This window comes from Pseudomonas sp. PS02290 (assembly GCF_029960075.1).
GTDB lineage: Bacteria > Pseudomonadota > Gammaproteobacteria > Pseudomonadales > Pseudomonadaceae > Aquipseudomonas.
Genome location: NZ_JASCOY010000002.1, coordinates 53,377 through 79,011 on the forward strand (window position 1 = coordinate 53,377; position 25,635 = coordinate 79,011).

The 25,635-nt window shown below is 59.2% G+C and carries 28 protein-coding genes and 1 tRNA gene; 18 read left to right on the forward strand and 11 right to left on the reverse strand.

Annotated features, from left to right (window positions below):
• Positions 1-24: 24 nt before the first annotated feature.
• Both QMX88_RS01725 and QMX88_RS01730 read right to left on the reverse strand, forming a co-directional pair.
• Complete coding sequence (locus QMX88_RS01725) at positions 25-480, reverse strand: hypothetical protein (protein ID WP_282365647.1); 456 nt, start codon at positions 478-480, stop codon at positions 25-27.
• Between the two features lie 463 nt (positions 481-943).
• Positions 944-1,141: a hypothetical protein gene (locus QMX88_RS01730; protein WP_282365649.1), complete on the reverse strand. Its 198-nt coding sequence runs from the start codon at positions 1,139-1,141 to the stop codon at positions 944-946.
• Between the two features lie 262 nt (positions 1,142-1,403).
• Between QMX88_RS01730 and QMX88_RS01735 the strand changes: the two genes are divergently transcribed.
• From QMX88_RS01735 to QMX88_RS01755, 5 genes are all read left to right on the forward strand, one after another.
• Positions 1,404-1,643, forward strand: a complete 240-nt coding sequence (locus tag QMX88_RS01735; RefSeq protein WP_282365651.1) for a hypothetical protein — start codon at positions 1,404-1,406, stop codon at positions 1,641-1,643.
• A gap of 87 nt (positions 1,644-1,730) precedes the next feature.
• A complete protein-coding gene (locus QMX88_RS01740) occupies positions 1,731-1,952 on the forward strand; it encodes a hypothetical protein (protein ID WP_282365653.1) in 222 nt (73 codons plus the stop codon).
• Positions 1,953-1,985: 33 nt separating this feature from the next.
• Positions 1,986-2,267 carry a pyocin activator PrtN family protein gene (locus tag QMX88_RS01745; RefSeq protein ID WP_282365655.1) on the forward strand — a complete coding sequence of 94 codons (282 nt, stop codon included), beginning with the start codon at positions 1,986-1,988 and terminating at the stop codon, positions 2,265-2,267.
• Between the two features lie 24 nt (positions 2,268-2,291).
• Complete coding sequence (locus QMX88_RS01750; protein WP_282365657.1) at positions 2,292-2,516, forward strand: helix-turn-helix transcriptional regulator; 225 nt, start codon at positions 2,292-2,294, stop codon at positions 2,514-2,516.
• Between the two features lie 388 nt (positions 2,517-2,904).
• Positions 2,905-3,465 (forward strand): hypothetical protein, encoded by a 561-nt coding sequence (locus tag QMX88_RS01755; protein WP_282365660.1) that lies wholly within the window; start codon positions 2,905-2,907, stop codon positions 3,463-3,465.
• Between the two features lie 473 nt (positions 3,466-3,938).
• On the opposite strand, the gene QMX88_RS01760 is transcribed toward QMX88_RS01755, so the two are convergent.
• Entirely contained in the window at positions 3,939-4,358 is a 420-nt protein-coding gene (locus tag QMX88_RS01760; RefSeq protein ID WP_282365662.1) for a glycine zipper domain-containing protein, read from the reverse strand.
• A gap of 308 nt (positions 4,359-4,666) precedes the next feature.
• Between QMX88_RS01760 and QMX88_RS01765 the strand changes: the two genes are divergently transcribed.
• The 3 genes from QMX88_RS01765 to QMX88_RS01775 all read left to right on the forward strand — a co-directional run bounded on the left by QMX88_RS01765 (position 4,667) and on the right by QMX88_RS01775 (position 6,517).
• The gene (locus QMX88_RS01765; RefSeq protein ID WP_282365664.1) at positions 4,667-5,326 is read left to right on the forward strand and encodes a hypothetical protein; all 660 of its coding nucleotides are present in this window, start codon (positions 4,667-4,669) and stop codon (positions 5,324-5,326) included.
• A gap of 63 nt (positions 5,327-5,389) precedes the next feature.
• On the forward strand, positions 5,390-5,884 hold the full coding sequence (locus tag QMX88_RS01770; protein ID WP_282365665.1) for a hypothetical protein: 495 nt from the start codon (positions 5,390-5,392) through the stop codon (positions 5,882-5,884).
• A 90-nt stretch (positions 5,885-5,974) separates the two neighbouring features.
• Complete coding sequence (locus tag QMX88_RS01775) at positions 5,975-6,517, forward strand: cytochrome b (protein ID WP_282365666.1); 543 nt, start codon at positions 5,975-5,977, stop codon at positions 6,515-6,517.
• Between the two features lie 107 nt (positions 6,518-6,624).
• On the opposite strand, the gene gabP is transcribed toward QMX88_RS01775, so the two are convergent.
• A complete protein-coding gene (gabP, locus tag QMX88_RS01780; protein WP_282365668.1) occupies positions 6,625-8,016 on the reverse strand; it encodes a GABA permease in 1,392 nt (463 codons plus the stop codon).
• A 496-nt stretch (positions 8,017-8,512) separates the two neighbouring features.
• Here gabP and QMX88_RS01785 point away from each other — a divergent pair, with 496 nt between their 5' ends.
• The 10 genes from QMX88_RS01785 to QMX88_RS01830 all read left to right on the forward strand — a co-directional run bounded on the left by QMX88_RS01785 (position 8,513) and on the right by QMX88_RS01830 (position 17,097).
• Entirely contained in the window at positions 8,513-9,286 is a 774-nt protein-coding gene (locus tag QMX88_RS01785; protein ID WP_282365670.1) for an ABC transporter ATP-binding protein, read from the forward strand.
• A 13-nt stretch (positions 9,287-9,299) separates the two neighbouring features.
• Complete coding sequence (locus QMX88_RS01790; protein ID WP_282365672.1) at positions 9,300-10,064, forward strand: ABC transporter substrate-binding protein; 765 nt, start codon at positions 9,300-9,302, stop codon at positions 10,062-10,064.
• Positions 10,065-10,131: 67 nt separating this feature from the next.
• Positions 10,132-10,827 (forward strand): ABC transporter permease, encoded by a 696-nt coding sequence (locus tag QMX88_RS01795; protein WP_065987400.1) that lies wholly within the window; start codon positions 10,132-10,134, stop codon positions 10,825-10,827.
• Positions 10,824-11,513, forward strand: a complete 690-nt coding sequence (locus tag QMX88_RS01800; protein ID WP_192171307.1) for an ABC transporter permease — start codon at positions 10,824-10,826, stop codon at positions 11,511-11,513. The genes QMX88_RS01795 and QMX88_RS01800 overlap by 4 nt, the downstream gene beginning before the upstream one ends.
• 268 nt (positions 11,514-11,781) lie before the next feature.
• Positions 11,782-12,987, forward strand: coding sequence for a methyltransferase (locus tag QMX88_RS01805; protein WP_282365681.1), 1,206 nt, complete (start codon positions 11,782-11,784; stop codon positions 12,985-12,987).
• Positions 12,988-13,282: 295 nt separating this feature from the next.
• Positions 13,283-13,358 (forward strand) — tRNA-Thr (locus QMX88_RS01810).
• A gap of 200 nt (positions 13,359-13,558) precedes the next feature.
• Complete coding sequence (locus tag QMX88_RS01815; protein WP_282365683.1) at positions 13,559-15,013, forward strand: ATP-binding protein; 1,455 nt, start codon at positions 13,559-13,561, stop codon at positions 15,011-15,013.
• A 208-nt stretch (positions 15,014-15,221) separates the two neighbouring features.
• Positions 15,222-15,713: an AAA family ATPase gene (locus QMX88_RS01820; protein WP_282365685.1), complete on the forward strand. Its 492-nt coding sequence runs from the start codon at positions 15,222-15,224 to the stop codon at positions 15,711-15,713.
• A gap of 171 nt (positions 15,714-15,884) precedes the next feature.
• Entirely contained in the window at positions 15,885-16,205 is a 321-nt protein-coding gene (locus QMX88_RS01825; protein ID WP_037016364.1) for a hypothetical protein, read from the forward strand.
• Positions 16,206-16,347: 142 nt separating this feature from the next.
• A complete protein-coding gene (locus QMX88_RS01830) occupies positions 16,348-17,097 on the forward strand; it encodes a substrate-binding periplasmic protein (protein ID WP_282365690.1) in 750 nt (249 codons plus the stop codon).
• A 36-nt stretch (positions 17,098-17,133) separates the two neighbouring features.
• Here the strand turns inward: QMX88_RS01830 and QMX88_RS01835 are convergent, their stop codons facing one another.
• The 7 genes from QMX88_RS01835 to QMX88_RS01865 form a co-directional block, all read right to left on the reverse strand.
• Positions 17,134-18,093 (reverse strand): quinone oxidoreductase family protein, encoded by a 960-nt coding sequence (locus QMX88_RS01835; protein ID WP_282365692.1) that lies wholly within the window; start codon positions 18,091-18,093, stop codon positions 17,134-17,136.
• Positions 18,094-18,131: 38 nt separating this feature from the next.
• On the reverse strand, positions 18,132-18,305 hold the full coding sequence (locus QMX88_RS01840; protein ID WP_074889899.1) for a DUF1427 family protein: 174 nt from the start codon (positions 18,303-18,305) through the stop codon (positions 18,132-18,134).
• A 136-nt stretch (positions 18,306-18,441) separates the two neighbouring features.
• Positions 18,442-19,218: an AraC family transcriptional regulator gene (locus tag QMX88_RS01845; protein ID WP_282365699.1), complete on the reverse strand. Its 777-nt coding sequence runs from the start codon at positions 19,216-19,218 to the stop codon at positions 18,442-18,444.
• Between the two features lie 296 nt (positions 19,219-19,514).
• A complete protein-coding gene (locus QMX88_RS01850; protein WP_282365701.1) occupies positions 19,515-20,783 on the reverse strand; it encodes an OprD family porin in 1,269 nt (422 codons plus the stop codon).
• 243 nt (positions 20,784-21,026) lie between these two features.
• Positions 21,027-21,149, reverse strand: coding sequence for a hypothetical protein (locus QMX88_RS01855; protein WP_274598082.1), 123 nt, complete (start codon positions 21,147-21,149; stop codon positions 21,027-21,029).
• Positions 21,150-21,437: 288 nt separating this feature from the next.
• Positions 21,438-22,544 carry an agmatine deiminase gene (gene aguA, locus QMX88_RS01860; RefSeq protein WP_282365714.1) on the reverse strand — a complete coding sequence of 369 codons (1,107 nt, stop codon included), beginning with the start codon at positions 22,542-22,544 and terminating at the stop codon, positions 21,438-21,440.
• 171 nt (positions 22,545-22,715) lie between these two features.
• Positions 22,716-25,634 (reverse strand): aminotransferase, encoded by a 2,919-nt coding sequence (locus tag QMX88_RS01865; RefSeq protein ID WP_282365716.1) that lies wholly within the window; start codon positions 25,632-25,634, stop codon positions 22,716-22,718.
• Position 25,635: the final 1 nt, after the last annotated feature.

Consider the following 25,635-nt stretch of genomic DNA (forward strand, 5'->3'; position numbering starts at 1 on the left):
TGAAACCACGGGTTAGATCAGTATTTAAGGGGCCGCCTGCGGCAAGATCTGGCGTGTCGGACCATGTACGCCAATTTTGGCGATCGGGTGCCAAAGCATGCCACCAGGATTGCATTTGGCCACAGCCTGTATGAGCCGGTTAGAAAGAAGATTACCCGGCTTATGGGTGCTGTAGTCGCCACAAACAACGATTACTTTCGCCGGATATCCTGAGTCGGCCAATTTTTCGATTCCCGATATCAAGTACTCGGGAATGTCGTCGCCCTCAACCTTGAGGCAGATGGTGAGATTTGGAACCAGCCGGTCGCTAGCCTCAATCGCTCTGGCGACAAGGTCCACTGGGTCTTCAGAATTCAAATGCTCTGGACATATCCACGTTTCTACCATCCATTGATTTTCATGGGCATCGAACCCTAAGCGGATGGCTCCCGCGTCCATGAAGTCGCTTGTGGCTTTTTCGTCCTGCGCGTTGTGTCCCATGTACAAATCTCCGGGTTAGGTACGCCTATATCGGCAAAGCATCGGAAAACTTTTGAACGTGGTGAGATTGGCATCGCTGCTGGTGCGAGCGATTTAAGGTCAGAAGCACCCTGTTAAGGAACAGCAACCTAGTCTCGCTGACCAGTACGCATCCAATGGCACCAAAGCTCAGCCATGGCGGTACAGAAGGCACTATGCTGGATCTTGGGCGCGTTGCGTCTGTAGACGCGAAATACAACTCCTATGTATTCGAAGACAACACCCCGTACGCGTGAGACTGCCCAGTACGCGGAAGCTGGTACGCCAGCCGTTGCACAGCCTTTCCGTTTCCTGCCTCTGCGGTTGCCACGGTGGTTTCCACGCTTTGGCAACTTGTGGGATCGAAGGTCACGGAACAGGTTACGCGTTTGTATGGGCGCCGATGAGTCGCTCGGCAAGCGGGCATAGCGCCGCAACTGATCACTCAGACCTGCAGCGCGTCAACTGCCACCTCTATTTCGGTAATCGCTATTGGCACGTGCTCGGCGTCGTAGGCGCGGTATTGCAGCAGCTCATCAACTGCTGCCTCTGACAGCTCATCGATGTTGAGGCCCTGCTTACCGGCCACGTTCAAAACCGCTTTCAGCGCCAGCAACAACGCCCTTTCCCTGTCTTCGCTCATGACCGTATCCCTTCCTGTGGAGCGGTAAGCGTAGATCATCCGTATTCGTCATGAATATGGTTGCGGCGAGATACTGGTTTTTAAATACGGGAAATCCCGCATTTACGCCCCATCGGTATCCACTTCGGGTATCCACCCTTTTGCGCTGCGGCTGGTACGAACGGTACGAGGTCTCGTCGAGGTCATACAACGCACTCAGCAAACACCGAGAGCTCAATCCCCGGGCTCGTCTATCATCAACAGATTGCGCAAGGAGAACATCATGAATCACGACACCATCATGATGCCCGCTGCCGTCCGGCAGGAACTCGATATCCTCCTCGCCTCAATCAGGCGAGCCACGTCCAACGATGAGGCAGAGCGGGCCGGGCTTCGGGCAGAGGGGTTCGTGCTGGGGGTGGAGCGTTTGAAAGCTCTTCAGCCAGCGTCGATCGAGGCGCTTTACCTTGTGGTGGAGCAGTCCGTTGAGTTGCGCGTCGGCGAGCTTGCTGCGCGGGCATGACCTCTGCACAATCGCGCCCCGGGGGACAGAATCCGTGCGCCAAGCGACCGAAGCTTATTCGGCACAACGTCGACGACCGAGATTGAAATGCAGATTGCATCGGAAGCCGTGATGGCTCAAGCCAGGAACCTCATCAACGATATTGAGTTGGCTGATTCGCCAGAAATCGCCGAGCTCAACACGCTCCTGGTCGGCGCCTATCTCACCCAAGCATTGAACGACGGTCGGCTCAATAGGGAAGAATTCGATCTGCTGACCTGCGCTGCTGGAGATAGCCTGCGCAACTGGATTCCCCGCCGGCCGACATGAATTCCTTCCGTTCTAATCTTTAGTCACTGCCCCATGAAAACGCTTTTCCTACTCATGGCCCAGTACGACGGCCAGGTCATCATTCCCCTGGAGCGAATCTGCTCCGACTACTTCACTCACCTGACACCCGAGAAGTTGAAGACGAAGATCGCTGCCGGCCAGATCGACCTGCCGCTGGTCAAGCTCGAGCAAAGCCAGAAGTCAGCCTGCGGTGTCCACGTGAACGACCTTGCCGATTATCTGGACGCTCGACACAGGTCTGCGAAGGCGGAGCATGATCGACTCATGGGGCGCGCGCCGTCCGGACGACGCTGACCCAAGTCCCGGAGGACCTTGGTGATGGACGACAAACCAGATGCCGCGGCGATTGAGTTCATCCGACTGCCTGAGGTGAAGCGACTTACGGGCCTGAGCACCGCGACGATCTACCGGCTGGCGAAGGATGGCAAGTTCCCGGGGCAGATCAAGATCGGTGAACAGGCTGTTGCCTGGATTAAATCAGAGGTGCTCGCCTGGAGCATCGAGAAGATCAAGGCGACTCGTAGGCCGCATGAGGGAAGTTAGGCACGAGGAGCAGGTGAGATGCTGTCCGGTACCGCACGGCGCCAGGCGCTCACGCCCCAGTGACAAAGCTAGCTTTACGATGCATGAGCGCGCCGCAGGTTTCCACGACAGAAGTTGCCACGGTGGTTGCCACGCCTTGGAAGCCTGTGGGAGCGAAAGTGTCGGGCACCGTTGCGCGGATGAAGCGGAGGCTGGCGAGTCGCCCGGCGGCCAGTATAACGACGCTGCTGATCAATCAGACCTGCAGCATCAACCGCGACCTCTAGCCTCAGGACCGACGGTCCGCCCCTATCGACCTCATGAAACAACCTGACCTGCCGATCCACTACACAGTGCCTCTTCCAACCACGCAGTTAAGGGTATTCAATCAATTCAAGGAGAGCGTTTTATGCATATGGGCTTTCGGTTCGTCGCTGTAGTTGTCTACGCGGTGATTGCGGGTTGTGCCGGTGGAAAATCTGCTCCACAAGACTCAGCTTTGGTCACCGTATCCGTGTTAGGTCCTGATTTTTCAGGACAGCATGCCCATGGCGTCGGCGCGCGACTGGACGTAAAGCAGTCATCAGGAGGCGCGACTCAACTAAGCTATCCACCAATGAGCCTACGTTCGTGTGAATCAGAAAATAACTGCTCGCTGGGCATAGGGGTAGTGGAGGGCACCGCTCAAATTGTATCGGTGAGTGCAACGAAGGTAACCGTTGCGGTCGACCTGAACTATCGCGTCGGCAGGTCTCACGTCATCGACGTAAAAGGTCATTATTTCAAAGATGAGATTCCCCAGGATTCGAAAGTTCTAAGTGCTAACGAGCGCATTGTGAGGCGGATCGATGTCGGTTATGGAGAGCCGATACACATTCCGCTACCGTACGGCGTAGACCTTGCGATGTGTGCTCAGCACCACTACGAGGGAGAAATAATGCCGGACAGAAGCGTGTGCCAAGGTTATTGATGCCGCGCCACGCGTATCGGCACCGCCGTTTGGCGCGCTCAACCTGATCTAACCGTTCGTCGGCACCGTGAACATATGATGCTGAGACTATTTTGGACATCAGAAATAAAGCCAAGGGGCCGAAGGATTCAGAAAAGCGAGTAGATTTGTGAGTAGAACTGAGACACCAAAACAGCCTACGCCTTATATAGCGCAGCCCGTAGGCTACTGTTCGATTCCGTCTCTGGCACCACCTTTCGTTTTCAGGTGATGCCAAGCACACCTGAAAACACACAAGAAGCCCGCCTCGTGCGGGCTTTTTGCTTTTCACGGTTCCCCACCGTTTCCATGTAATCCCGGATAGATGTGAATGGATTCGTGAGCTCAGAGCCGGATCTGCGTGAAGACGCCCAGGTGCTGGCCGACGTCTCCGACAATCGCGCTGTGTCGTCGCTCAAGTCGCGCGATTGGAGATATGGGAGCAGATCGCCGGTCTATCGATCATGCTTGTTTTTCTTGTGCCCATGTCGCTTGCCGTGAGATCGATTGTCGCCGCCGTCATCTGCCAAGTTGCTACCCACTGCGCCTCCGGCAGCACCGCCCAAGCCGGCACCTATGGTTGACCCTGTTGAGCCACCCAACTGGTTACCAATGACAGACCCACCCGCTGATCCCAGCCCGCCGCCGATAGCCGCTTCGGCCTTGCTTCCTCTTTTGGCGCCTAAAGCCCCGCCAGCGGCTCCGCCGACACCAGCACCAACCGCCGCGCCGGTGCTTCCACCCATTTGCTGTCCAATGACATTCCCAAGCGCACCGCCTATGCCTCCGCCCACTGCGGATGTTCCATCCCCAGCCGCCAGCGCGCATTGAGCGCCAAGCATTCCTAAAAGTAGTACCGGTACAGTTATTCGCATGGATTCAATCTCAAGTGGGTGAAGTAGCCTCTCGGAGAAGCATCGAGCAGGACTAAAACGACGGTGCTGGACTGGGCAAGGGAGATTCAACTCAGAGTATGTCCAGCGGGATGCTCATACCCACACATCGGCTGCCGTGGATAAATCTTGATAAGGTAGAACTACCGGCGGGTGGCCAGCGCCGGGATGGACAGGCACCAAAGATTCAACATAAATACCGAAAAAACCCTGAATCGAAATATTCAGGGGTTTTTTATTGGGCGCGATTTATTAACATTGCAGGCGTGAGCCGACTAGAGGACTTCGTGATGGCATCTGTCAGCAAGCAACAGAAACGAGCCAAGCGCGCCAAGACCAAAGCCAAAGAGCAGCGAGTCGCCCGCCAGCACCCGCAGACGCCCAGCCCGATCGTCCCGGATTACTTCATGCCTGATTTCTTCTCGGACGACGACACATCGCTGCTCGACGACGATACCCTGCTCAAGAATTTCGTAGAGCCCGACATCCTCGAAACCATGGACGAGGAAGAGCGGGAGGCGATGGCGGCGGTGATCAGGGGCGAGGATATCGGGATGTCGATCACTGAGGACGAAATGCTGTTGACGGAGGTTTACCAGTCCCCTGCGCCAGCGCCGTCTGAGGAGCAACGCCTCGCCCATTACGAAGTCCTCAAGCGTGCCGAGCAGCAAGGGTTCCTCGATCTGCTCGATGCCTTCGCCAGAGGTCCGATAGCGGCCCACGCTTTCTACGACATCGACTTCGACAACTACCTCGACGTCCTGGTGAACACGCTGGGCGCCTACATGATGTGGGCCCACGGACTGGATGAGGCGACCGTCAGGGCGCGCATTCACGACGACGATTTCTACGAAGCGTTCCGCGCCGTTCTCGACGAGATCGAGATGGAATCCACAATGGAGATGCTGGGGATCGACCGCAACAAGTACGACGAACCGGCACAAGACTGAATACAATACGCGCCCGATGATCTGGGCCATGCGAATGGCTGCACCGCACAAGGAACCGCCGTCATGGCCTCCCCCGACAAACAGCAAAAACGCGCCCAACGGGCAAAGGCCAAGGCCAAGCAGAACCGTTCCGGCAAGGCCCGGCCGAGCGTCATTCACCCGGTGCTCAATCATGCCTTCGTCAACGAGCCCTTCGATGACGTCGAGATCGACCTGAGCACGTTCGATTTCAAAGACATCGAAGAGAACGGCTTCGACCCGGCGGATTTCGACGACCTGTTCGAAGCGATGAAGCAGGCCGAATCGATAAGTTTGCTGGCGCTGTGCGTGGTCTTCCTGCAATACCCGGTGCTTGAGCTGGTGATCGCCGAAGAAGACGAAGAGCCGGCGACCGACTTCATGATGGGCCTGCTGATCACCTACCGCGGACTGTTTCACGAAGAAGACGAAGACTCGGCCGTTGAATGGATCGGCAGCGACGCATTTCAGAGCGCCTACAACGAAGCGTCAGTGATCCTGCAGAAAAAGAACGCACAGACCGCAGGCGGGCGTTCTTAAAACGTTTTTTCATTTACATGACCCCGGTCAAAACGGTAGCTTTGCGCCATTACGAGAATGCAACTCCTTCTCAACTAAAGGCTGGCCGTTTTGACACTCCCAATCACTCCTTCGCCTGAACCGGCTTCAGACGGAACGAGCCCTTACTCCCGAACCCGAATCTTCCTGCATTGGCTGTCTGCCGCCGTCATCTTGTGGGCGACGTTCAGCGGCTTCGGCGTGGCATTGCTGGATCAGAACGACCCTTTTCGGCAATGGGTCGAGTCGTTCAATCCGCAGTTGACCAGCCTGTTTATTCCGTTCTTCGTCTGGCGGTTGTGGCTGGCGATCAAAGCCCCTGCGCGGCACTCCGCTAAAAACATCCAGGCGCGACTGGCGAGCGCTGCGCACAAGGCGATCTATGGGGCGGTGGCGGGCGTACTGATTACCGGGGTGCTGATGATGAGCCACCCGGTCATGCTGCTGGCGCTGGTGCCGCTGCCACAGCTCATCCACTCGAAAATCATGCTGCTGGAGCTGCATCAGGTGCATCACGTTCTGTGTGCCGTGTTGGCAGGGTTGGTGGCGCTGCATCTGGCGGCGGTGGTGCTGCATCAGGTGCGGGGGAGATCGGTGCTGGCCAGGATGAGCTAAGACGCTGAACCTCCCACCGTGACCCGACCGTCGAGACAAAAAAAACCGCCATCATCCCTGATAGCGGCTTCTCGACAGCGGTCGGTCACAACCGACTCACTCCCCCATCAATTCAGCACAACCTTCCCTGCCTTCCCCGCCTTGCGACGGTTCGACACGATCAAACCGGCCGCCACGACCAGGATGCTCAGCAGCCCGGTGGCGATGATTTCCATGCGGTGGCCTTCCTGGAACAGCATGATGGTCAGTACGGCGACGATGAACACGATCACCGCCCAGGTCAGGCCCGGGAACAGCCACATGCGGAAGTCGATGGCCTGGCCTGCTGCTTCACGCTTGCGGCGCATACGCAGCTGGGAGACGGCGATGACCAGATACACCAGCAGCGCGATCGCGCCCGAGCTTGCCAGCAGGAAGTCGAACACCGCTGCGGGTGCGACGTAGTTGGCGAACACGGCGGCAAACGCGGCACCGGTCGACAGCAGCACCGCCCAATAAGGCGTGCCGGCTTTGGTGGTGCGCTGGGAAACAGCAGGCGCGTCGCCACGTTTGCCGAGGGAAAACAGCATGCGCGAAGCCGTGTACAGCGCCGAGTTCAGGCAACTGGTCACGGCGACCAGCACGACGATGTCGACGATCAGCTTGGCGTTCGGAATGCCCATCAGATCAAGCACGGTCTGGTACGAGCCCACTTCAGCCAGACGGCTGTCGTTCCACGGCACCAGCGAGACGACGAGGAGGATCGAGAGCAGGTAGAACAGGCAGATCCGCCAGATCACCGAGTTGGTGGCCTTGGTGATTTGCTGACCGGGATTCTTCGATTCAGCTGCCGCGATGGTGACAATCTCGGTCCCCATGAACGAGAACATGGTGGTCAGCATCGCTGCGAGCACAGCACCCATGCCGTTAGGCAGGAAGCCCTGCGTGTCGTACAAGTGGCTCACGCCGCTGACCTGGCTGTTGGGCAGCAGACCAAACACCGCCGCAATGCCCAGCAGCACGAAGCCAATGATCGCAATGACCTTGATCAGCGCGAACCAGAACTCGAACTCCCCGTAGTTCTTCACGCTGAACAGGTTGGTCGCGGTCAGCAGCAGAGTGATCACCAGCGTGAACGCCCAGATCGCCACGTTCGGGAACCACGCGTGGAGAATCGTCGCGGCGGCGTTGGCTTCCAGCGGAATGACCAACACCCAGAACCACCAGTACAACCAGCCGATGGTGAAGCCGGCCCAGTGCCCGATCGCGCGGTCGGCGTAAGTCGAAAAAGAACCGGTGTCCGGCGAAGCGACGGCCATTTCCGCCAGCATGCGCATCACCAGCACCACCAGCGTACCTGCGGCGCCGTAGGCCAGAAGTACGGCCGGCCCGGCTTCGGCAATCGCGTGACCGGAGCCTACGAAGAGGCCGGCGCCGATTACGCCGGCGATCGACAGCATGGTGATGTGCCGCGGTTTGAGCCCTTGTTCAAGGTTTGAAGCGTTGGGTGTGCTGCTCATGGAACCAACCTTAGAAGGATTTTTGTACGGATCAGGACGTGTGGCGGCTCTTCGTAAAGAGAACACAACAGCTCTGTTATTTATTTTTTACGCAAGAATTACGCCAGGATGTTTCAGATACGACGTCGCAGCGGGATACGGCCGTTGCAGACGATTTCCGCAAGTCCATGAATGCAATAGCAATTCGCCAGTCGTGTAGGAAACGTTACCGAGCGCAACAGGAGGGAGACGATTGGCCGCACCGAAAATACACATTTAAAACGAAATGGCACCAAATAAGCGCACAAGACCAGCCGCCAATCGCGCCCGTGGCCGAAACACCCTTCCCCACGGCGGTTAAAGCTGGCACCATCGCGCCCTTTTTGCGCAAAGGCATTCTGAGCCGGCGCCCATCAAGCTCATCTTCATAAGCCTTCGCGCAGTTCGACTGTCGCTACCGCCAAGTGGCGTCCAACTGGCCAACCCGATGAGCCCACCGAACACACGAGGACTGAACATGGCCGAGGCCACGCCCGCCCTGGAAATCCGCAATCTGCACAAGCGCTATGGCGAACTCGACGTGCTCAAGGGCATCTCGCTGAGTGCGCGCGATGGCGACGTGATCTCGATTCTGGGTTCCTCTGGCTCAGGCAAGTCGACGCTGCTGCGCTGCATCAATTTGCTGGAGAATCCCCATCAGGGGCAGATTCTCATTGCTGGCGAAGAGCTCAAGCTCAAAGCCACCCGCAAGGGTGAACTGATCGCCGCCGACAACCGTCAGATCAACCGCCTGCGCAGCGAGATCGGCTTCGTCTTTCAGAATTTCAATCTCTGGCCGCACATGACCGTCCTCGATAACATCACCGAGGCGCCGCGTCGCGTGCTGGGGCAGAGCAAGGCCGAGGCCACTGAAGTTGCCGAAGCGCTGCTGGCCAAAGTGGGGATTGCCGACAAGCGTCATGCCTATCCGGCGCAATTGTCGGGCGGCCAGCAACAACGTGCCGCCATTGCACGCACGCTGGCGATGCAGCCCAGGGTCATTCTGTTCGATGAGCCCACGTCTGCCCTCGATCCCGAGATGGTGCAGGAAGTGCTTAGTGTTATTCGTGGCCTGGCCGAAGAAGGCCGAACCATGTTGATGGTGACCCACGAAATGAATTTCGCCCGACAGGTGTCCAGCGAAGTGGTTTTCCTGCACCAAGGGCTGGTAGAAGAACAAGGATCGCCAGACCAGGTCTTCGATGACCCACGGTCGGCGCGCTGCAAACAATTCATGTCCAGCAATCGCTAACGGAGCAACATCGATGCAGACCCTGAGAAACATTCTGTTGGCCGCTGCCGCCACCCTGGCCATGGCTTCCAGCGCCTTTGCTGCCGACACCCTGAAAATGGGCATCGAGGGCGCCTATCCGCCGTTCAACAACAAAGACGCCAGCGGTCAGGTCGTGGGCTTCGACGTCGAGATCGGCAACGCGCTGTGCGCGAAGATGAAAGTGACCTGTGAAACCGTCACCTCCGATTGGGACGGCATCATTCCAGCGCTCAACGCGCAGAAGTTCGACTTCCTGATTTCTTCGATGTCGATCACCGAAGAACGCATGCAGGCCGTGGATTTCACCATTCCTTACTACTCCAACAAGCTGCAATTTGTCGCGCCTAAAACCACCAGCCTCAGTGGCGACCTGGCCGCGATCAAGGAGACGTTGAAAGGCAAGACCATCGGTGCTCAACGCGCGACCCTCTCCGGCACTTGGCTGGAAGACAACTGGGGCGACGACGTGACCGTCAAGCTGTACGACTCCCAGGAAAACGCCTTTCTCGACCTGGCTTCGGGCCGCCTCGACGCACTGCTCGGCGACAAATACGCCAGCTACGAGTGGCTGAAAGGCAAGGAAGGCCAGAGCTTCGAGTTCAAGGGTGACGCGCTGCCGGTTGACGACAAGATCGGCATCGCCGTGCGCAAAGACGACCCGCTGCGCGACAAGCTGAGCGAAGCGCTGAAAGAAATCATCGCCGACGGCACCTACAAGAAGATCAACGACAAGTATTTTCCGTTCAGCATCCTCTGACCTGCCTGACCATCGCCGCCGCCTGCTCGTGCAGACGGCGGCGTCTGTCCTTTAGACAAACAACGCCATGAACTTCGATCTCTATGGATTCGGCCCGGCCCTGGCCGCCGGCATGCTGATGACCCTCCAACTTGCGCTGTCGGCCCTCTGCCTGGGGCTGGTCCTCGGCCTGCTCGGGGCGCTGGCGAAGACTTCGCCGAATCGTGCCTTGCAGTGGCTGGGCGGCACCTATTCCACACTGGTGCGCGGCATCCCCGAATTGCTGTGGGTGTTGCTGATCTACTTCGGCACGGTCAGCTCGATGCGGGCGATCGGCAAGCTGTTCGACATCCCGAACCTGTCACTGAGTGCTTTCGCTGCTGGCGTCATCGCCTTGGGCCTGTGCTTCGGCGCCTACGCGACCGAGGTGTTTCGTGGCGCCATGCTGTCGATCCCGAAAGGCCACCGCGAGGCGGGCCTGGCGCTGGGCATGTCACGCTCGCGCATCTTCTTCAAGCTGGTGATGCCGCAGATGTGGCGCATTGCACTGCCGGGGCTGGGCAATCTGTTCATGATCCTGATGAAGGACACCGCGCTGGTCTCGGTCATCGGGCTTGAGGAGGTCATGCGTCACGCGCAGATCGCTGTCACGTCCACCAAGCAGCCTTTCACCTTCTATATGGTCGCGGCGCTGATGTACCTGTGCATGACCGCGCTGTCGATGATCGGCCTGGCGTGGCTGGAAAAACGCGCTTCGGTGGGCTTTGCGAGGAGCGCGTCATGAGCTGGGAATTCGTCCTCAAATGGCTGCCGAAACTGCTGCACGGCGCCACCGTCACGCTGGAACTGGTCGCCGTCGCGGTGATTGCCGGCCTCATTCTTGCCATTCCGCTGGGCATCGCTCGCGCCTCGCGTAACGCCTATGTCCGGGCGCTGCCCTACGCTTACATCTTCTTCTTTCGTGGCACGCCGCTGCTGGTGCAGCTGTTTCTGGTCTATTACGGCCTGGCGCAGTTCGACGTCGTCACCAAAGGTCCGCTGTGGCCGTACCTGCGCGATCCGTTCTTCTGCGCGGCGCTGACCATGACGCTGCACACCACCGCCTACATCGCGGAGATCCTGCGCGGCGCCATTCAGGCCGTGCCGCCCGGCGAGATCGAAGCGGCTCGCGCGCTGGGCATGTCCAAAGGAAAAGCGCTGCTGTACATCATCCTCCCCCGCGCCGCCCGCATCGGCCTGCCCGCGTACAGCAACGAAGTCATTCTCATGCTCAAGGCCAGCGCGCTGGCAAGCACCGTGACCCTGCTCGACATCACCGGCATGGCCCGCACCATCAACGCGCGGACCTACATGCCGGAGCAGACCTTCCTCATCGCCGGGTTGATCTATCTGGTGATGTCGTTCGTGCTGGTGCAAGGCTTCAAGTTACTTGAGCGCTATTTGCGGGTGGATGCCAGCCAAGGGCGGTGAGGAACGAGGCGCATCCTAGCGGAGATCCCCCGTCGTTCAGACGCCGGGGTTTCGCGCATTAAACACGGTCCATGTGGCAGATCGCCTATCGCACAGCAAACACCGTTCATGTGGGGGATCGCCCGTCGTGCAGCAGACACCGGACCTGTGGGAGTGAGCTTGCTCACGAAGGCGGCAGCTCAGCCGCCACAGACTTCCATGTCGGATGGGCGCGCCTTGCCCCTGATTCACCGTATGCTGCACATCATCGCGCAACTGCCATAACCCAATGCCACTCACACCCTCGCAACTCCAATCCCGATTCGCGGCGCTTGATGCCTTTCTGCTCGAGCATCAGGCCCTGTGGCGCCCGCGACCCTTCACCCATCGCCACCTGCCGTGGGAGTCGCAACACCCTGAGCTGTCCCGCTGGCTGCGACAACGTTCCCTGGAAGAGGCAGAAGCTGCACACAACCACCCCGAACAGCTCGATGCGCCAAAGCCCTTTATTCAGCTGGCTTTAGAGTCGACGGCATTAAGCGAGATCGACGCCCTGCCGCTCGCTAGCCTGGAAGTCGTGTCATCGCGCATGAGCGTCGATGTCCCCGGCCGCAAATGGCAGCAGATCGAAGCCTTCGCCAGTCGCTTGAGCTTTCAGCGACAGCCAACCCATTGGCTGGACTGGTGTTCGGGCAAAGGCCACCTCGGTCGACGCCTCGCCCATGGCGGCCAAGCCCTGACCTGCCTGGAATACGACGCGCACCTGGTTGAAGCAGGACGGCAACTCAGCGACAAACTGGGCATCACCGCGAATCATCTGCACCAGGACGTCATGGCCGACGATGCGGCTGCGCTTCTAGAAGCCCATCACACGCCCGTCGCCCTCCACGCCTGCGGCGACCTTCATGTGCGCCTCATGCACCTCGCCAGCGACGCGCGCTGCCAACAACTGGCCATTGCGCCCTGCTGCTACAACCGCATCGAAGGCGAGCAATACGTGCCGATCTCCCAACTGGGCAAAGCGTCCGCGCTTACGCTCTCCATCGACGACCTCGGCCTGCCCCTTAGCGAAACCGTCACCGCCGGAGCCCGCGTGCGCCGCCAACGCGACACCTCCATGGCCCGACGCCTCGGCTTCGACCTGCTGCAGCGAGAGCTGCGAGGCGTCGACGACTACCTGCCGACGCCTTCGCTGCCCAGCGCCTGGCTCGACAAACCCTTCGCCGACTACTGCCGCGACTTGGCTGAACTCAAACAACTGCCGTTGCCCGGCACTCAGGACTGGACGGCACTTGAAGCAGCGGGATGGGCGCGCTTGGCCGAAGTGCGCAACCTCGAACTGCTGCGCAACCTCTTCCGCCGACCGCTGGAAATGTGGCTCATCCTCGACCGCGCGCTTTATCTGACTGAGTGCGGGTACGACGTGCAGATCGGCACCTTCTGCGACAGCCAAGTCACCCCACGCAATCTGCTGATTCTCGCCGAACGACCGTGAGCATTTTTTGACGCCAGCTCCTGTGGATAAGTCTGTTGATTAAATTCCAGCCAACGCCCGGAAATCCTGCGCTGGAGTGGATGTAACCATTTGTTCATTTTTTGGCCAGCATAAAATTGGCGCTAAAACAGTAGCTTGCGAACGATTGAGAATGGTTCCTGAATTCGACCGATCATCGCCTTCGGCTTGTGCTGATTGTGAATAACGGTAATCACCTTCCGGCATAAGGGCCGCGAAAAAACTGAAATTAGGGCTTTACTCGCCAGATCAAATCCCTATAATCAGCGCCCACAACGCCGGTATAGCTCAGTTGGTAGAGCAACTGACTTGTAATCAGTAGGTCCCGGGTTCGACTCCTGGTGCCGGCACCAGATTTAGCAAAAAGGCTCACCGAAAGGTGGGCCTTTTTTGTTTGGCGCTCGATTAAGTTGCGGTATTGATCGGGTGAAGGCATTTTTTGACCTCATGCACCGTATTCAGAACCCATTCGCTTACACAGAACCGCTCGGCTAGAAGAGTGCGGATAACGCATAATCTGCCGAGACAAATCGTGCAGAATGGACCCTTGATCATGAATGCTGTTCAACTCGAGCGCCTGCTTCACGGACTTCGCCAATTGGATGGCGAGAAAGAGTGGGTTGAATTCAAAGAAAACAACGATTCCCCCGATATGATCGGTGAGACGGTCTCTGCTTTATCCAACAGCGCCAGACTCCGAAGAGAACCTTATGCCTACATGGTTTGGGGCATTGCGGATGGCTCTCAGCAAATCGTTGGCACATCGTTCAGGCCTGCTCAGGCGAAGAAAGGAAACGAAGAGCTCGAACATTGGCTAGTACGCATGCTGACCCCGAGCCTTGATTTACATTTTTATGAGGTCGATGAAGAAGGCAAGCACGTTGTCATTCTGGAGATTCCGGCCGCACTTCACACTCCCGTTCAGTTTTCTGGCAACGAATACATCCGTGTAGGTAGCCTTAAAAAGCCGTTAAAAGCTTACCCAGAAAAAGAACGTGAGCTGTGGCAAGTCTTAAACGTGAGTCGTTTCGAACAGGGTATCGCGGCTGCCGGAATCGAAGCTGATCAGGTGCTGAGACTTCTGGATTACACCAAGTACTTCGATCTTATAGGGCATCCACTTCCGTCAAATAAAGAAGGTATTCTCTCGCGGTTGTCCTCTGATGGGCTAATCGTAGCTGGCCTTCAGGGCTGGTCCGTTACGAACCTTGGAGCGATTCTCTTCGCTAAAAGCCTGAATGACTTCGGTTCACTTAGCCGAAAAGGTCTACGCGTCATCCAGTATGCAGGCCGGAATCGCATAAACACTTTGCGAGAGGCCCCCGGAAACAAAGGCTATGCGGTAGGTTTTGAGGGCGCGATTGGTTACATCAATGCGCTGCTCCCCGAAAGTGAACAGATCGGTCAAGCGTTACGCCGCGGTGTCCGCTCATATCCTGAACTGGCAATCCGTGAACTCGTAGCGAACGCGCTTATCCATCAAGACTTCACGCTGACCGGAACCGGGCCGATGGTCGAAGTATTCGATGACCGAATTGAGATTACAAATCCCGGGCGTCCGCTGGTCGACACGTTGCGCATGATGGATGAGCCTCCGCGCTCACGTAATGAGTCACTTGCAGCTTTAATGAGGCGCATGAATATCTGCGAGGAGCGCGGCAGTGGCATTGATAAAGTGGTTTCGGAGGTCGAGACTTATCAGCTTCCCGCTCCAAGCTTCCTCCTCAAAGAACAGGCCATGGTGGTGGTTCTATATGCACACCGTGCGTTGAAAGATATGAGCAAAGACGACCGTACCCGCGCATGCTATCAGCATGCTTGCCTTAGATATGTGTCAAACGATGTTTTAACTAACCCAAGCCTTCGCGCTCGCTTCGAAATCTCGGAAGGCAATTCTGCTCAGGCGTCCAGGATCATCGCTGAAACCGTAGAGGCGGGTTTGGTCAAGCCTGCGAACCCCGACAACAAGTCGCGGAAGCTTATGCAATACCACCCGTTTTGGGCCTAGGTGTCTCTGTTTGACGGCTGTTTGATCGGATACGGCTTTTTAGGATCATCGAGGCTTATTAGGGCCCAATAAGCCTGTGTTTACACGCAACGGGTCACGGCGAACTGTTTGACGGCTGTTTGACAAACCCTGTAGCCACCAACATTTGCGCTGCCAAAGAAGGGCGCACCATTAGCATCATCGTGCTTCGACATAAGGACGCGTCTCCATGGCCAACCCCACGCTCCACCTCCTATGCGGCAAGATCGCATCCGGGAAATCCACCCTAGCGAATTCTCTTAAAGCCGAACAAACAGCGATCCTGCTAACCGAAGACCATTGGCTTTCAAGACTCTACCCAGACCAGATCCACTCGGTCGCCGACTACGTAACGCTCTCAAGAAGACTCCGAGATGTCGTAGGTCCTCTGGTCATCGACATGCTGAAGGCCGGGATCAATGTGGTTCTTGATTTCCCCGCCAACACTCCCGCAGACCGCCAATGGTTACGCAGTCTGGCGGATACCGCCCAAGCCTCTCACAGCCTTCACTTCATCGACGTCGACGACGAAACCTGCCGAGCCCGACTGCACCTCAGAAACCAGCGCGGCGAGCATGACTTCGCAGCAACCGACGCTGAATTCGACTTGATCACCAGCTACTTCGTCGCCCCAGATAAGGCAGAAGGCCTCAACGTAGTCATTCACCAGGATCACGCCTAAACGGCTTTCACCCGGAGAGAACCAAACCGTCAGGTTCAAATGGCGCCCTAAGATTCAGAGCGCCCCCTCCCCCATCCCGCCCCCATCGAGTAACGTATACCCATCCAACGGGCCCTCGCGTCTGCGTCAGGACAGCGACCCGCCATCAGAAACACGATAGAAGGCCCAACCGTGCACAAAGTCCGATTGATCAAGTACGTCTGGACCCACCAGACCCCGGAGATTTCGTCCGAATGGTCCAAGCTGCTCTACGAAGTGGAGCTGCCGTTCGTCCCCTTCCATGGCTTGAACATTCAGCTGCCGATGCAGCGTGTCTGGCGGATTCGGGATGTGGAGTGGAACGTCGAGGAACAGACCTTCCGCTGCCATATCGAAGATCAGTTCATGAACCTGCTGGACGTGGACGACTCGTACGAGGACTGGATCGAGACGTTACTGGAGTGCGGCTGGGTGCTGAGCGGGCGCTACACCAATGAGCACAACAAGACCTGATTCGCCTTCGCTCAAATATTCCCCCGGAATCGACGCTGGATGCGCACTGCGCCCGGCAGAGATGACAAACCGATGCCAGACTGGATAACACACCTGGCACAAGGACTGTCCCGGCGCCCTATTCCCTTTGAGCATGACTGCCATGAAATGGATTTCTCGTTGTATCCATTACGCGGCCAGCGCGTTGTTGGCGTGCTCGTCAGCAGCGTTTGCGCTGCCGACCGTCGACCTGTTCGTAGCCGAAGCGCCGCCGCTGACGATGGCCAGTCAAGGCGACCGGCACGGGATCGCGGGCAACATCAGCCTTCAGGCCATAGCGATGGCGGGGTATTCCGCCCACTTGCTGTCGCCGCCGTGGCCGCGCGCGCAACGCGATGTGGCGCTTGGGGCGAACAAGCTCATTGCGCCGCTGACCCGCACTCAAAGCCGGGAAGACAGCTTCACCTGGATCGCTCCGCTGATGACGATGGACCGAGCGTTTTTCAGCCTTGATCGTCACGTCGAGAGTTTTGAAGAGGCGCGCAAGACCTTCAAGATGATCGCCGTCGGCAGTGGCTCGGCGCAGGAGACGCGTCTACGTGAGGAAGGTTTTTCAGCGGCTCAGATTTATCCGCTGAAGATCGGCGAGAACCCGGCGCTGATGCTGCTCAAGGGCCGGGTAGATGCGTGGTTTAACGGCGTCCCGGAAACGCTCTACATCTGGAAGCAGATCAGCGATCGCCCGCTGATGATGAGCCGAGCGTTGATGACCGCCGATCTGTATCTGGCGTGCTCGAAGGACTGCGACCCCCAGATGGTCGAGAAGCTGAAGGCAGCGATCGACACGCTTCAGGCAGACGGGTCGATCAAACGCGTTCAGCATGACTATCTGAAAGGGCTGCCCGTCCAGTGATCGGGTCAGCCCTGCACTAACGCCCATGCTCGCCTGTCACGGCAGCAGAATCACCTTGTCGGCGCCGCCCTGATTGACTTCGGCGTAACGCGCCAGGCCCTCTTCCAGTGGAGACTCAAGCAGCCCGGTCGGCCGCGGCAAGGTGCCGTCGTCGAACTGCTTGCCGAACTGTTCAAGCATTCGCGCGCAGGCTTCAACGCCGTACAGCAGCGAGTTGATCCCCACCACCGAACCGCCCTTGCGGTACAGCGCCAGCGCCGGCAATTGCACGTGGCCGTCCACCGGCGCGGCGATGATTGCGATGCGACCGAATTGAGCCAGCGCAGGCACAGAAGCCGGCAGCCAGAAGCCGGTGGTGTCGAAGATCACGTCGGCGCCGCCTGGAAACACGGCATTCACTTGGGCGCCGAGGTCTTCCGGTTTGTCGAGCTGGATCGCGTTGAAGCCTTGCTCTTGCAGCGCTTTCAGTTGATCCGTTTTACGCACCGCCGCCAGCACCTGGGCGCCGCGCACTTTCGCCAGTGCGATGGCGGCGCTTCCCACTGCGCCATTGGCACCGATGACCAGCAGCCGAGTGCCGGCCTGCACGAGGCTGCGCTCAAGTGCGTCCCACGCCGTGGTGTACGGGACGCCCAGACTGGCGGCCTGAGTGAAGCTCAGCGACGCCGGCTTGATCGCCACGCCCTTGGCCGACAGCGTGATGTAGCCCGCGTGGGAGCCGTCGCGGACAAAGCCGATTTCCTTGCCGGTGCCCCAGACCTCCTTGCCGATCAGTTCCTGCGGGCCTTCGACGACCACGCCCGCGAAGTCACGGCCCGGAATGCGTGGCATCGTGGTGTAGGGAAAGCGGCCCAGGACGTTTTTGACGTCGCTGGGATTCAGGCCTGCGGCTTTGATCTGCACCAGAACTTCGCCGGCCGCGGGGACAGGCGTGGGCAGATCGACGACTTCCAGCGCAGCCAGGTCGCCGGTGCGGGAGAATTGCAGTGCTTTCATGATGGGTTCATCCAGAGTAGGAAAGGGAGGTCGTCGATTCAGGAGGCCAGGTTGGACAAGAACTGCTTGCCCACTGGCCACAGCCATTCACCAGCCTGCATGCCGAGCAAGCCAACCAGTGCGACCAGAGGCGGTGCCGGTGAGCGGAAGTCCAGCAGGCCATACAGCAACCCGACGGCGATACCGATTGCGAGGGAAATGACGTAGCTCATGACAAACTCCGGTGCGTGGGACGCGCAGCTCGATGGCGGCGGCGCGACTGCGTTAAGCGATGACCAGAGTGTAAGGAGGGCCGGCGAGCGCTACCGGCCAAGAGCTTCTGAATTTCGGACACAGTCGGCGCAGGCGTTAGTGGAATGGATCAACGACCGGGTACTGGGAAGGCGCCATGCCCAGCTCGCGGCGGAACATGTCGCTGAAGCTGCTCGGTGAATACCCCATTGAGCGAGCAATGGCATTGACCGGCACGCCCTGAATGATCTCCGCCACCGACGTCGCCAGCTGCACCTGTCGCCGCCATTCGGCGAAGCCCATGCCGAGCACCGCCTGAAACAGCCGGGACAATGTTCGCACGCTGGCGCCGGCGTTTTCCGCGTGCTGTTCGAATGACACATTGATGGACGGCTCGATCATCACCGCCTGACAGACATTCATCAGCCTGCGGTCGCTGTCATCGGGCATCGGCACTTTCAGCAGAGAACGCCGGGCGCGCTTGAGTTCGAGCAACGCCAGCTTGACCACGGCATCGTAGTAGTCCGATTCCTTGTCCTGCTCGGCCACCAGACCCACGATCAGCTCGCGCAACAAGCGCCCGACTTCCAGGACCTGAACCGTGGCGTCGAGGGTCTGGGCGAGCGCCGGGCGCAGGTAGATGTTGCGCATTTCCAGATCCGACACCACGCGGATGCCATGGGGCACGCCGGGCGGCAACCAGACCGCGCGCTGCGGTGGCACGACCAGCGCTTCATTGGGCGTCTCGACCCACATCACGCCAGACATCGCGTACAGCACCTGCCCCCACTCATGCTCATGGGGCTCGATGTACAAGCCCCGCGGATACGTCCGCGACAAAGGCTGCACGGGGACGGCGGTGTTGGAGAGGTCGGGCGGCGCGGCGATTGCCATGATGAAACCGGCTGGAGTGGGATGCAGCGATGGTAGCGGGAGAGCGGGAGGGATCGCCAGTGCAGTGAACACCTTGCTACCGCTGCAGAGGACCGGCTGAGTCTGCGGTAGCGAGCGGGCTGGCGATCCACCTCGCTCGCGCAGAAACGGGTGCAGCCGCTAGATCTCCAGCGGCTATAATGCAGTCTTCGCGAGCAAGCTCACTCCCACAGGGACGGTGTTTGCCTTGCGAAAGCGCGACGCGCTGGACCACATGAATCTCCTACAGATTCACGTCGGTCAGAAGACTTCACACATCAGAACACGTTGATCGGGTAATCGACGAAGATCCGGGTTTCGTTACCGCCAACGTTGTATTGATCCACATCGTTGGAGACGCGCAGGAACGAGTTACGCAGGCGCACCGACAGGTCTTTGACCGGGCCGCTCTGGACCACGTAGGTCAACTGGCTGAACAATTCGCGCTCTTCGCCACGCCCACGGTCGCTGCCGTCGTCGATGTTGTCGCCGCGCACGTAGGCCACGCGGTAGCTCAGGCCTGGAGTCACAACGGTGCCCAGGTTTACGCCATAGCCCACCTGCCACGAACGCTCGTCTTTGCCGTTGAAGTCCGACCAGTAGGAGTTCGCCAGGTAGATGGTGTTGCCGCCATCGCCGGTGCCGCCTGCGTTGCGGTAGCCGCCGTAGGTGTAACCGGTCTCGCCGGTGCTGCGCTGATGCGCGATCGTGAACGAGTGGATACCCACAGCCCAGGTCGCTGCCAGGCTCCAGATCTTGTTGTCGCGGGCGTCGTCGACGGCGAAGTCTTTGTCCAGCTTGGTCTTGTAGCCGTTGAAGTCGAAGGTCAGCGACTGATCTTTCGGCATCGCCCAGACGTAGTTCAGGTTCACGTACTGCTTCTTCAGCACGTCTTCGTCGTCGGAGGCGTAAAACGCGGCGCTGAGGGCCTCGGTGAATTTGTAGCTGCCGCCGTAGACGTTGATGCTTTTCAGATCACCGCTGTCGCGGCCTTCGGCGCTCTTGCGGGTTTCGGCGGTAAAGCGGCCGGCCACCAGCGTGAGGCCCTTGATCTCTTTGGAGGTGATCATCGTCCCGGTGTAGGACTCAGGCAGCAGCCGCGAGTTGTCGTAATTGAGCACCGGCAGCTCCGGCATCATGTCGCCGTACTTCAGTTCGGTATTGGAAACCCGGAATTTTACCGCGCCGCCAAAGCGCGACAGGTCGTCCGCCGCGTTGCCGCTGTCGCCCTGCTTGAAGAAGTCGATACCGCCCGCGCCGCTCTTGCCCTTGCCACCGTCCAGACGCGCGGCGTACAGACCGAAAGCGTCAACGCCAACGCCCACTAGGCCTTGGGTAAAACCGGATATGTAGCCGGCCATGAACGCCTGACCCCATTCCGAGCGGTCCTGCGGTCCGTTTTTGTAATCGCGATTGATGTAGGCGTTGCGCAGGTTGATCTTCAGGCTGCTGTCTTCAACAAATCCTTTGGAATCTGCCTGACCGTCCGCCATGGCGTGAGTGGCGGCGAGGATGCCCAGAGCGAGCAGGCCGATACGCTGTTTCATCTTGTTGTCCTTGTGAGCGGATTAATCGCGCGCTGTGGCAAATGCCCCGGGTGGGCAGTTGCGTCTTCCGGGACTGGAGCCGTTCCGGAAGCCCGCACGAAATCATCGCAGTGGACTACTGATGCACGTACATGGCGCTAGGCCACAGGCGGTGGAGGCGCGAATGCTATCCCCCGTCTGCCGAGGGTGTCAATTTGATGGGAGTCAAACGGAGGCCCTGTAATGCCTGTTGCTCTAACTTCGTCAGCTGTGGAGCACGCCCAGCAACGCTTCGATCTCGGCGTCGTTGATCAACCCGCTGGGGTACCGCTTCGTTAGCATCTTGCGAAAATCACCGCGTTGTTTCAGCGCCTGTTCGTCGTGCATGGGCACCATCGGGATCCGGGTCGTCCGTAACCAGTCCGCCATCATCTGCCGTGCTTCACTGCTCGCAGAAAAACCTCGAGTCACTCGCAACTCATGACCTGCGTTCATAAGGACAACCTCTTATGTCGTGGACTGCGAAATCTACGGAGCTTTTGTTACAGACGGACGACCTTGCGGGGGCATTTACGCACCGCTGGGATCCCATCTTCCTACGGCTGACCGGAAACCGTCCGCCCATAAAAAAGCCCATCGTCTGATGGGCTTGATGACAGCAAGAAGCGAACCAACTCAGCCCCGGTGGGGGGCCGGTTGCTGCTGCGTCAGGCAGTGAATGTTGCCTCCGCCCAGTAGCATTTCGCGGCCAGGGACCATGACCACCTCGTGTTCCGGGAACAGCTGCTGGAGGATCTGGCGGGCCATGTCATCCATCGGATCGTCGAAACACGGGGCAATGATCCCGCCGTTGACGATCAGAAAATTCACGTACGAGCCGGCCAGACGCACCGATGGGTTGCGCTCCTGACTGCCGTGCACCTGATCAACCCCGGCGCACTCTTCTTCGGTGGCATACAGCGGACCCGGGATCGGCATCTTGTGTACGACAAACGGACGTCCCTTGGCGTCGCGGGCATTTTCCAGCACCTTCATCGCTGCCTGGCAGCGCGGGAAATTGGGGTCTTTCGGATCATCTGTCCAGGCGAGTAACACTTCACCGGGGCGTACGTAGCAGCAGAAGTTATCCACATGCCCGTCGGTCTCGTCGTTATACAAACCATCCGGCAGCCAGATGATTTTTTCGACCGACAGGTGATCGCGCAGCACGGCTTCGATGTCTTCGCGGGACAAGTGCGGGTTGCGGTTGCGATTGAGCAGGCATTCTTCGGTGGTGATCAGCGTGCCCTCGCCATCGACATGAATCGAGCCGCCTTCGAGCACAAACCCTTCGGTGACGTAACGCGGGCAGCGCTCGATTTCCAACACTTTGCTGGCGACCTGTTCGTCCAGGTTCCACGGGGCGTAAAGCCCGCCGTCGAAACCGCCCCAGGCATTGAAGCCCCAATTGACGCCGCGAACCTCGCCCGCGTCGTTGATGACGAAGGTCGGGCCACTGTCGCGTACCCAGGCGTCGTTGCTGCTGATCTCGACGACGCGAATGTTGGGCACATTCAGCCGTGCGCGGGCGTTGTCGTACTGTGCGGCCGAGACGCCAACGGTGACAGGCTCGAAACGGGCGATGGCCTTGGCCACTGCGACGTGATCGTTCTGCACGGGCTTGCCGCCCAGACGCCAGTTGTCAGGGCGCTCGGGCCAGATCATCCAGGTTTGCGTCTGCGGCGCCCACTCGGCAGGCATGTAGAAGCCATCGGCGCGGGGGGTGCTGTTGAGAGTGGTCACAGTAATCAGAACTCCATGAAACGACGAGGGCGTCTACGGCCAAACAAGAGAGACGTTATAGACGATAAAAATCGGATTTAAAAACATTAATCGAGCAATGGCCGGATATCTGGACAAATAATGCCGATATATATCGGAATAGGCGCAAACCTGTGACGGATAAGATCCCGCTCAGCTGTCCAGTTCACTCAGCACCTTCGACACGCTGTCGACAAAGAAGTCCACGCTCCGGCGGCTGGTCACCATCGGCGGTTTGATCTTGAGAATGTTCAGATAATCCCCCGTGGGCTGCATGAAAATTCCCAGTTCACGGAGACGGTCGCACAAGCAGGTCGTTTCCTCAGTTGCAGGCTCCAGCGTCTCGCGGTCGCGTACCAGTTCCAACCCCAGATAGAACCCCGAGCCGTGAACAGCCCCGGCCAGCGGATGTTTGTCGATCAGCGCCAGCAGGCGTTCCTTGAAATAGCCGCCCACCACGCGGGCGTTTTCCCACAGCTTTTCTTCCTCCATGACGTCGAGCACTGCCATGCCGATGCGGCAACTCACCGGGCTGCCGCCGGACGACGAAAAGAAATAGCCCTCGGCCTCTAGCGCCTCCGCGATCTCGCGACGGGTGATGACGGCGCCGAGGGGATGACCGTTGCCCATGCCTTTGGCCATGGTGATGATGTCCGGCGTCACGCCCTGCTCTTCGAAGCCCCAGAAGTAATGACCGAGACGGCCGTAACCCACCTGCACTTCATCGGCGATGCACACCCCGCCTTGGGCGCGGACTTTGTCGTACACCTGCTGCAGATAACCCGGCGGCAACGAAATCCCGCCGGCGTTGCCGTATACCGGTTCGCAGATGAAGCCCGCCACTTGCCGACCTTGCTCCTTTAGCGCGGTCAAGTGCGCGTCTACGCTGCGCAGGTAGAACGGCGTGCTGTCCGCGCCACGAAACTCGCCACGATAGGTATTGGGCGCGACCACGGGATGGACCCAGTCGGGACGCGTGCTCAGCGCTTGCGGGTTGTCGGCGATGGATGTCGAGATGGCATCGGTCGCTACCGACCAGCCGTGATAAGCCTCCAGTACGCTCAGGACATCGCGCCCGCCGCTGTAGGCCCAGGCCAGACGAATCGCCAGATCATTCGCCTCGGTGCCGCTGTTCACCAGAAACACCCGGTCCATACCGGCGGGCGCCAGCTTCAGCAGCCGCTCGGAAAACTCGGCGATCGCCGCGTAATGGAAGCGTGAATTGGTGTTAAGCAGCGACCACTGCCGCGCTGCAACCTCAGCCATGCGTGGATGGCCGTGACCGAGCACCGCGACGTTATTGAGCATGTCCAGATAAGAACGGCCCTGCATGTCGATCAGGTGGTTGCGCCAGCCGCGCTCGATCTGCGGCGGGGCTTGGTAATAATGCTTTTGCGAACGGGCAAAACTGGCGTCGCGACGGGCGAGCAACGCGGCGGAATCTGCCAGTGCGGGCGCATCGCAATCAAAACCCAGCAGCCCTTTGGGGGACGGACACAGCGCACGCCAGGCGGCTGCCCGCGAAGGCGTGGTGAACAGCGGCGGGCTCACGTCCGGCTCCGAACACAGCTGCACGATCAACGCGCCGCCGCCCTGCCCGATCACGTCGCCCGCGCCGAACTCGACGCCGGAGTCAAAATCAGAACGCACGCCCCACAGGCGCAGACTCACTTCGGCGCCCACCAGCTGCAACGCGCCGTCGGCAGTGTGACGCAAACTGCCGGCAAATGGCGCATGGACAGCGGTGCCGTGGGGGATCTGCAATTCAGCATGCAGCGCGAAGGTGTCCGGCTCTTTCGCGCTGTCTGTCAGCGTGCGGGACAGCCGGTATTCGCCATAGCGGCTGGCGGCCAGACCGAGGCGTTGAGCCGCGTCTTTCAGCAGTTGTTCGTCGATGCCACTGTGTTCCCAGTTGCCCGCCACGAAATGCTCGCTGAGCACACCCAGATCGATAAGGGTAAAACCTTGCCCGCTCAAGCTCGGCAACAGCGGCGAAAACGCCTCGGCCTCTTCGTCCGCTTCCCATTCACCCACCGCGTCGAGAATCGCCGCTTCCATCAGCGCAATCGGCACGGAGGTGGCGACGTCGAAGATGTTCCACTCGCTGGCCAGATTGGCCTGGATGTAACCGTTGTCTGGCTCGATGCTCGCCTGTTGCTCGCTGCTCAAGACCAGAACAGCCGAGCGCGCGACGATCAACGGCCAGAGCGCCAGCAGCTCTTCGCTCTGAAGCGGGTTGATTTGGTGGTAAGCCTGAATCGCGGGCAGGATGAAAAACGGATCGCCGTCGGCATGGTGCAGCAGCGCGGCACAGGTCACCGAGAGGTCGGCGATGCGCCACGTGCGGACCAGATCACCGAAGTCGATCAGGCCTTGAAGCTGCCACTGGCGCTGGGCGTCTCGGGCCCAGACAACGTTGTACTCGGTGATGTCCATGTGAATGGCCTGCACCGGCAATGAGGCCACCAGCGGCAGCAAATAGGCCTGGGCCTGCTCGGCGGCCTCGGCGATGCAGGCACGTTTGTCGGCATCGGCGATGACCGGGAGCAGGTGCTCGATCAACGCGAAGGCATGGCGCGGGTCCCACTGCAACACACGGTCCAGGCCTGGATGTTCGAAACCGGCCAGCGCTACATCGACGCGGGCGCAGAGCTGCGCCAATCCGGTCACGATGTGCCGGTTCAGATGCGCGACGTGAGCCAGTGATTGTCCGTCGATAAACTCGAGAACGCGCAGGTGCACGGCGTTGCCGTTGTGATCGACGGACAACAAGTCTTCACCGTTCAGCCCTGGCATCACTGCCGGAACGCGCACCTGCGGTTCTGCTCCCAGATGCCGCAACGCTGCATGCTGCGCGGCAAGCTCGGTGGTTGAGTAAGCGCCATGGCAGATCTTCAGGACGAAACGGCGTCCGTCCCCGCAATCCAGCAGGAAGTTTCGATCCTGATGGCTGCCCAACTCCCTTAATGTTCCCGACAGCCCGTAATACGTCGCCAGCCATTCACCGGCATGCACGGCGTCGACGTCCGGGCATGGCAGGCTGGAACGGCGAATCAAGGTGTCGAGCGACATG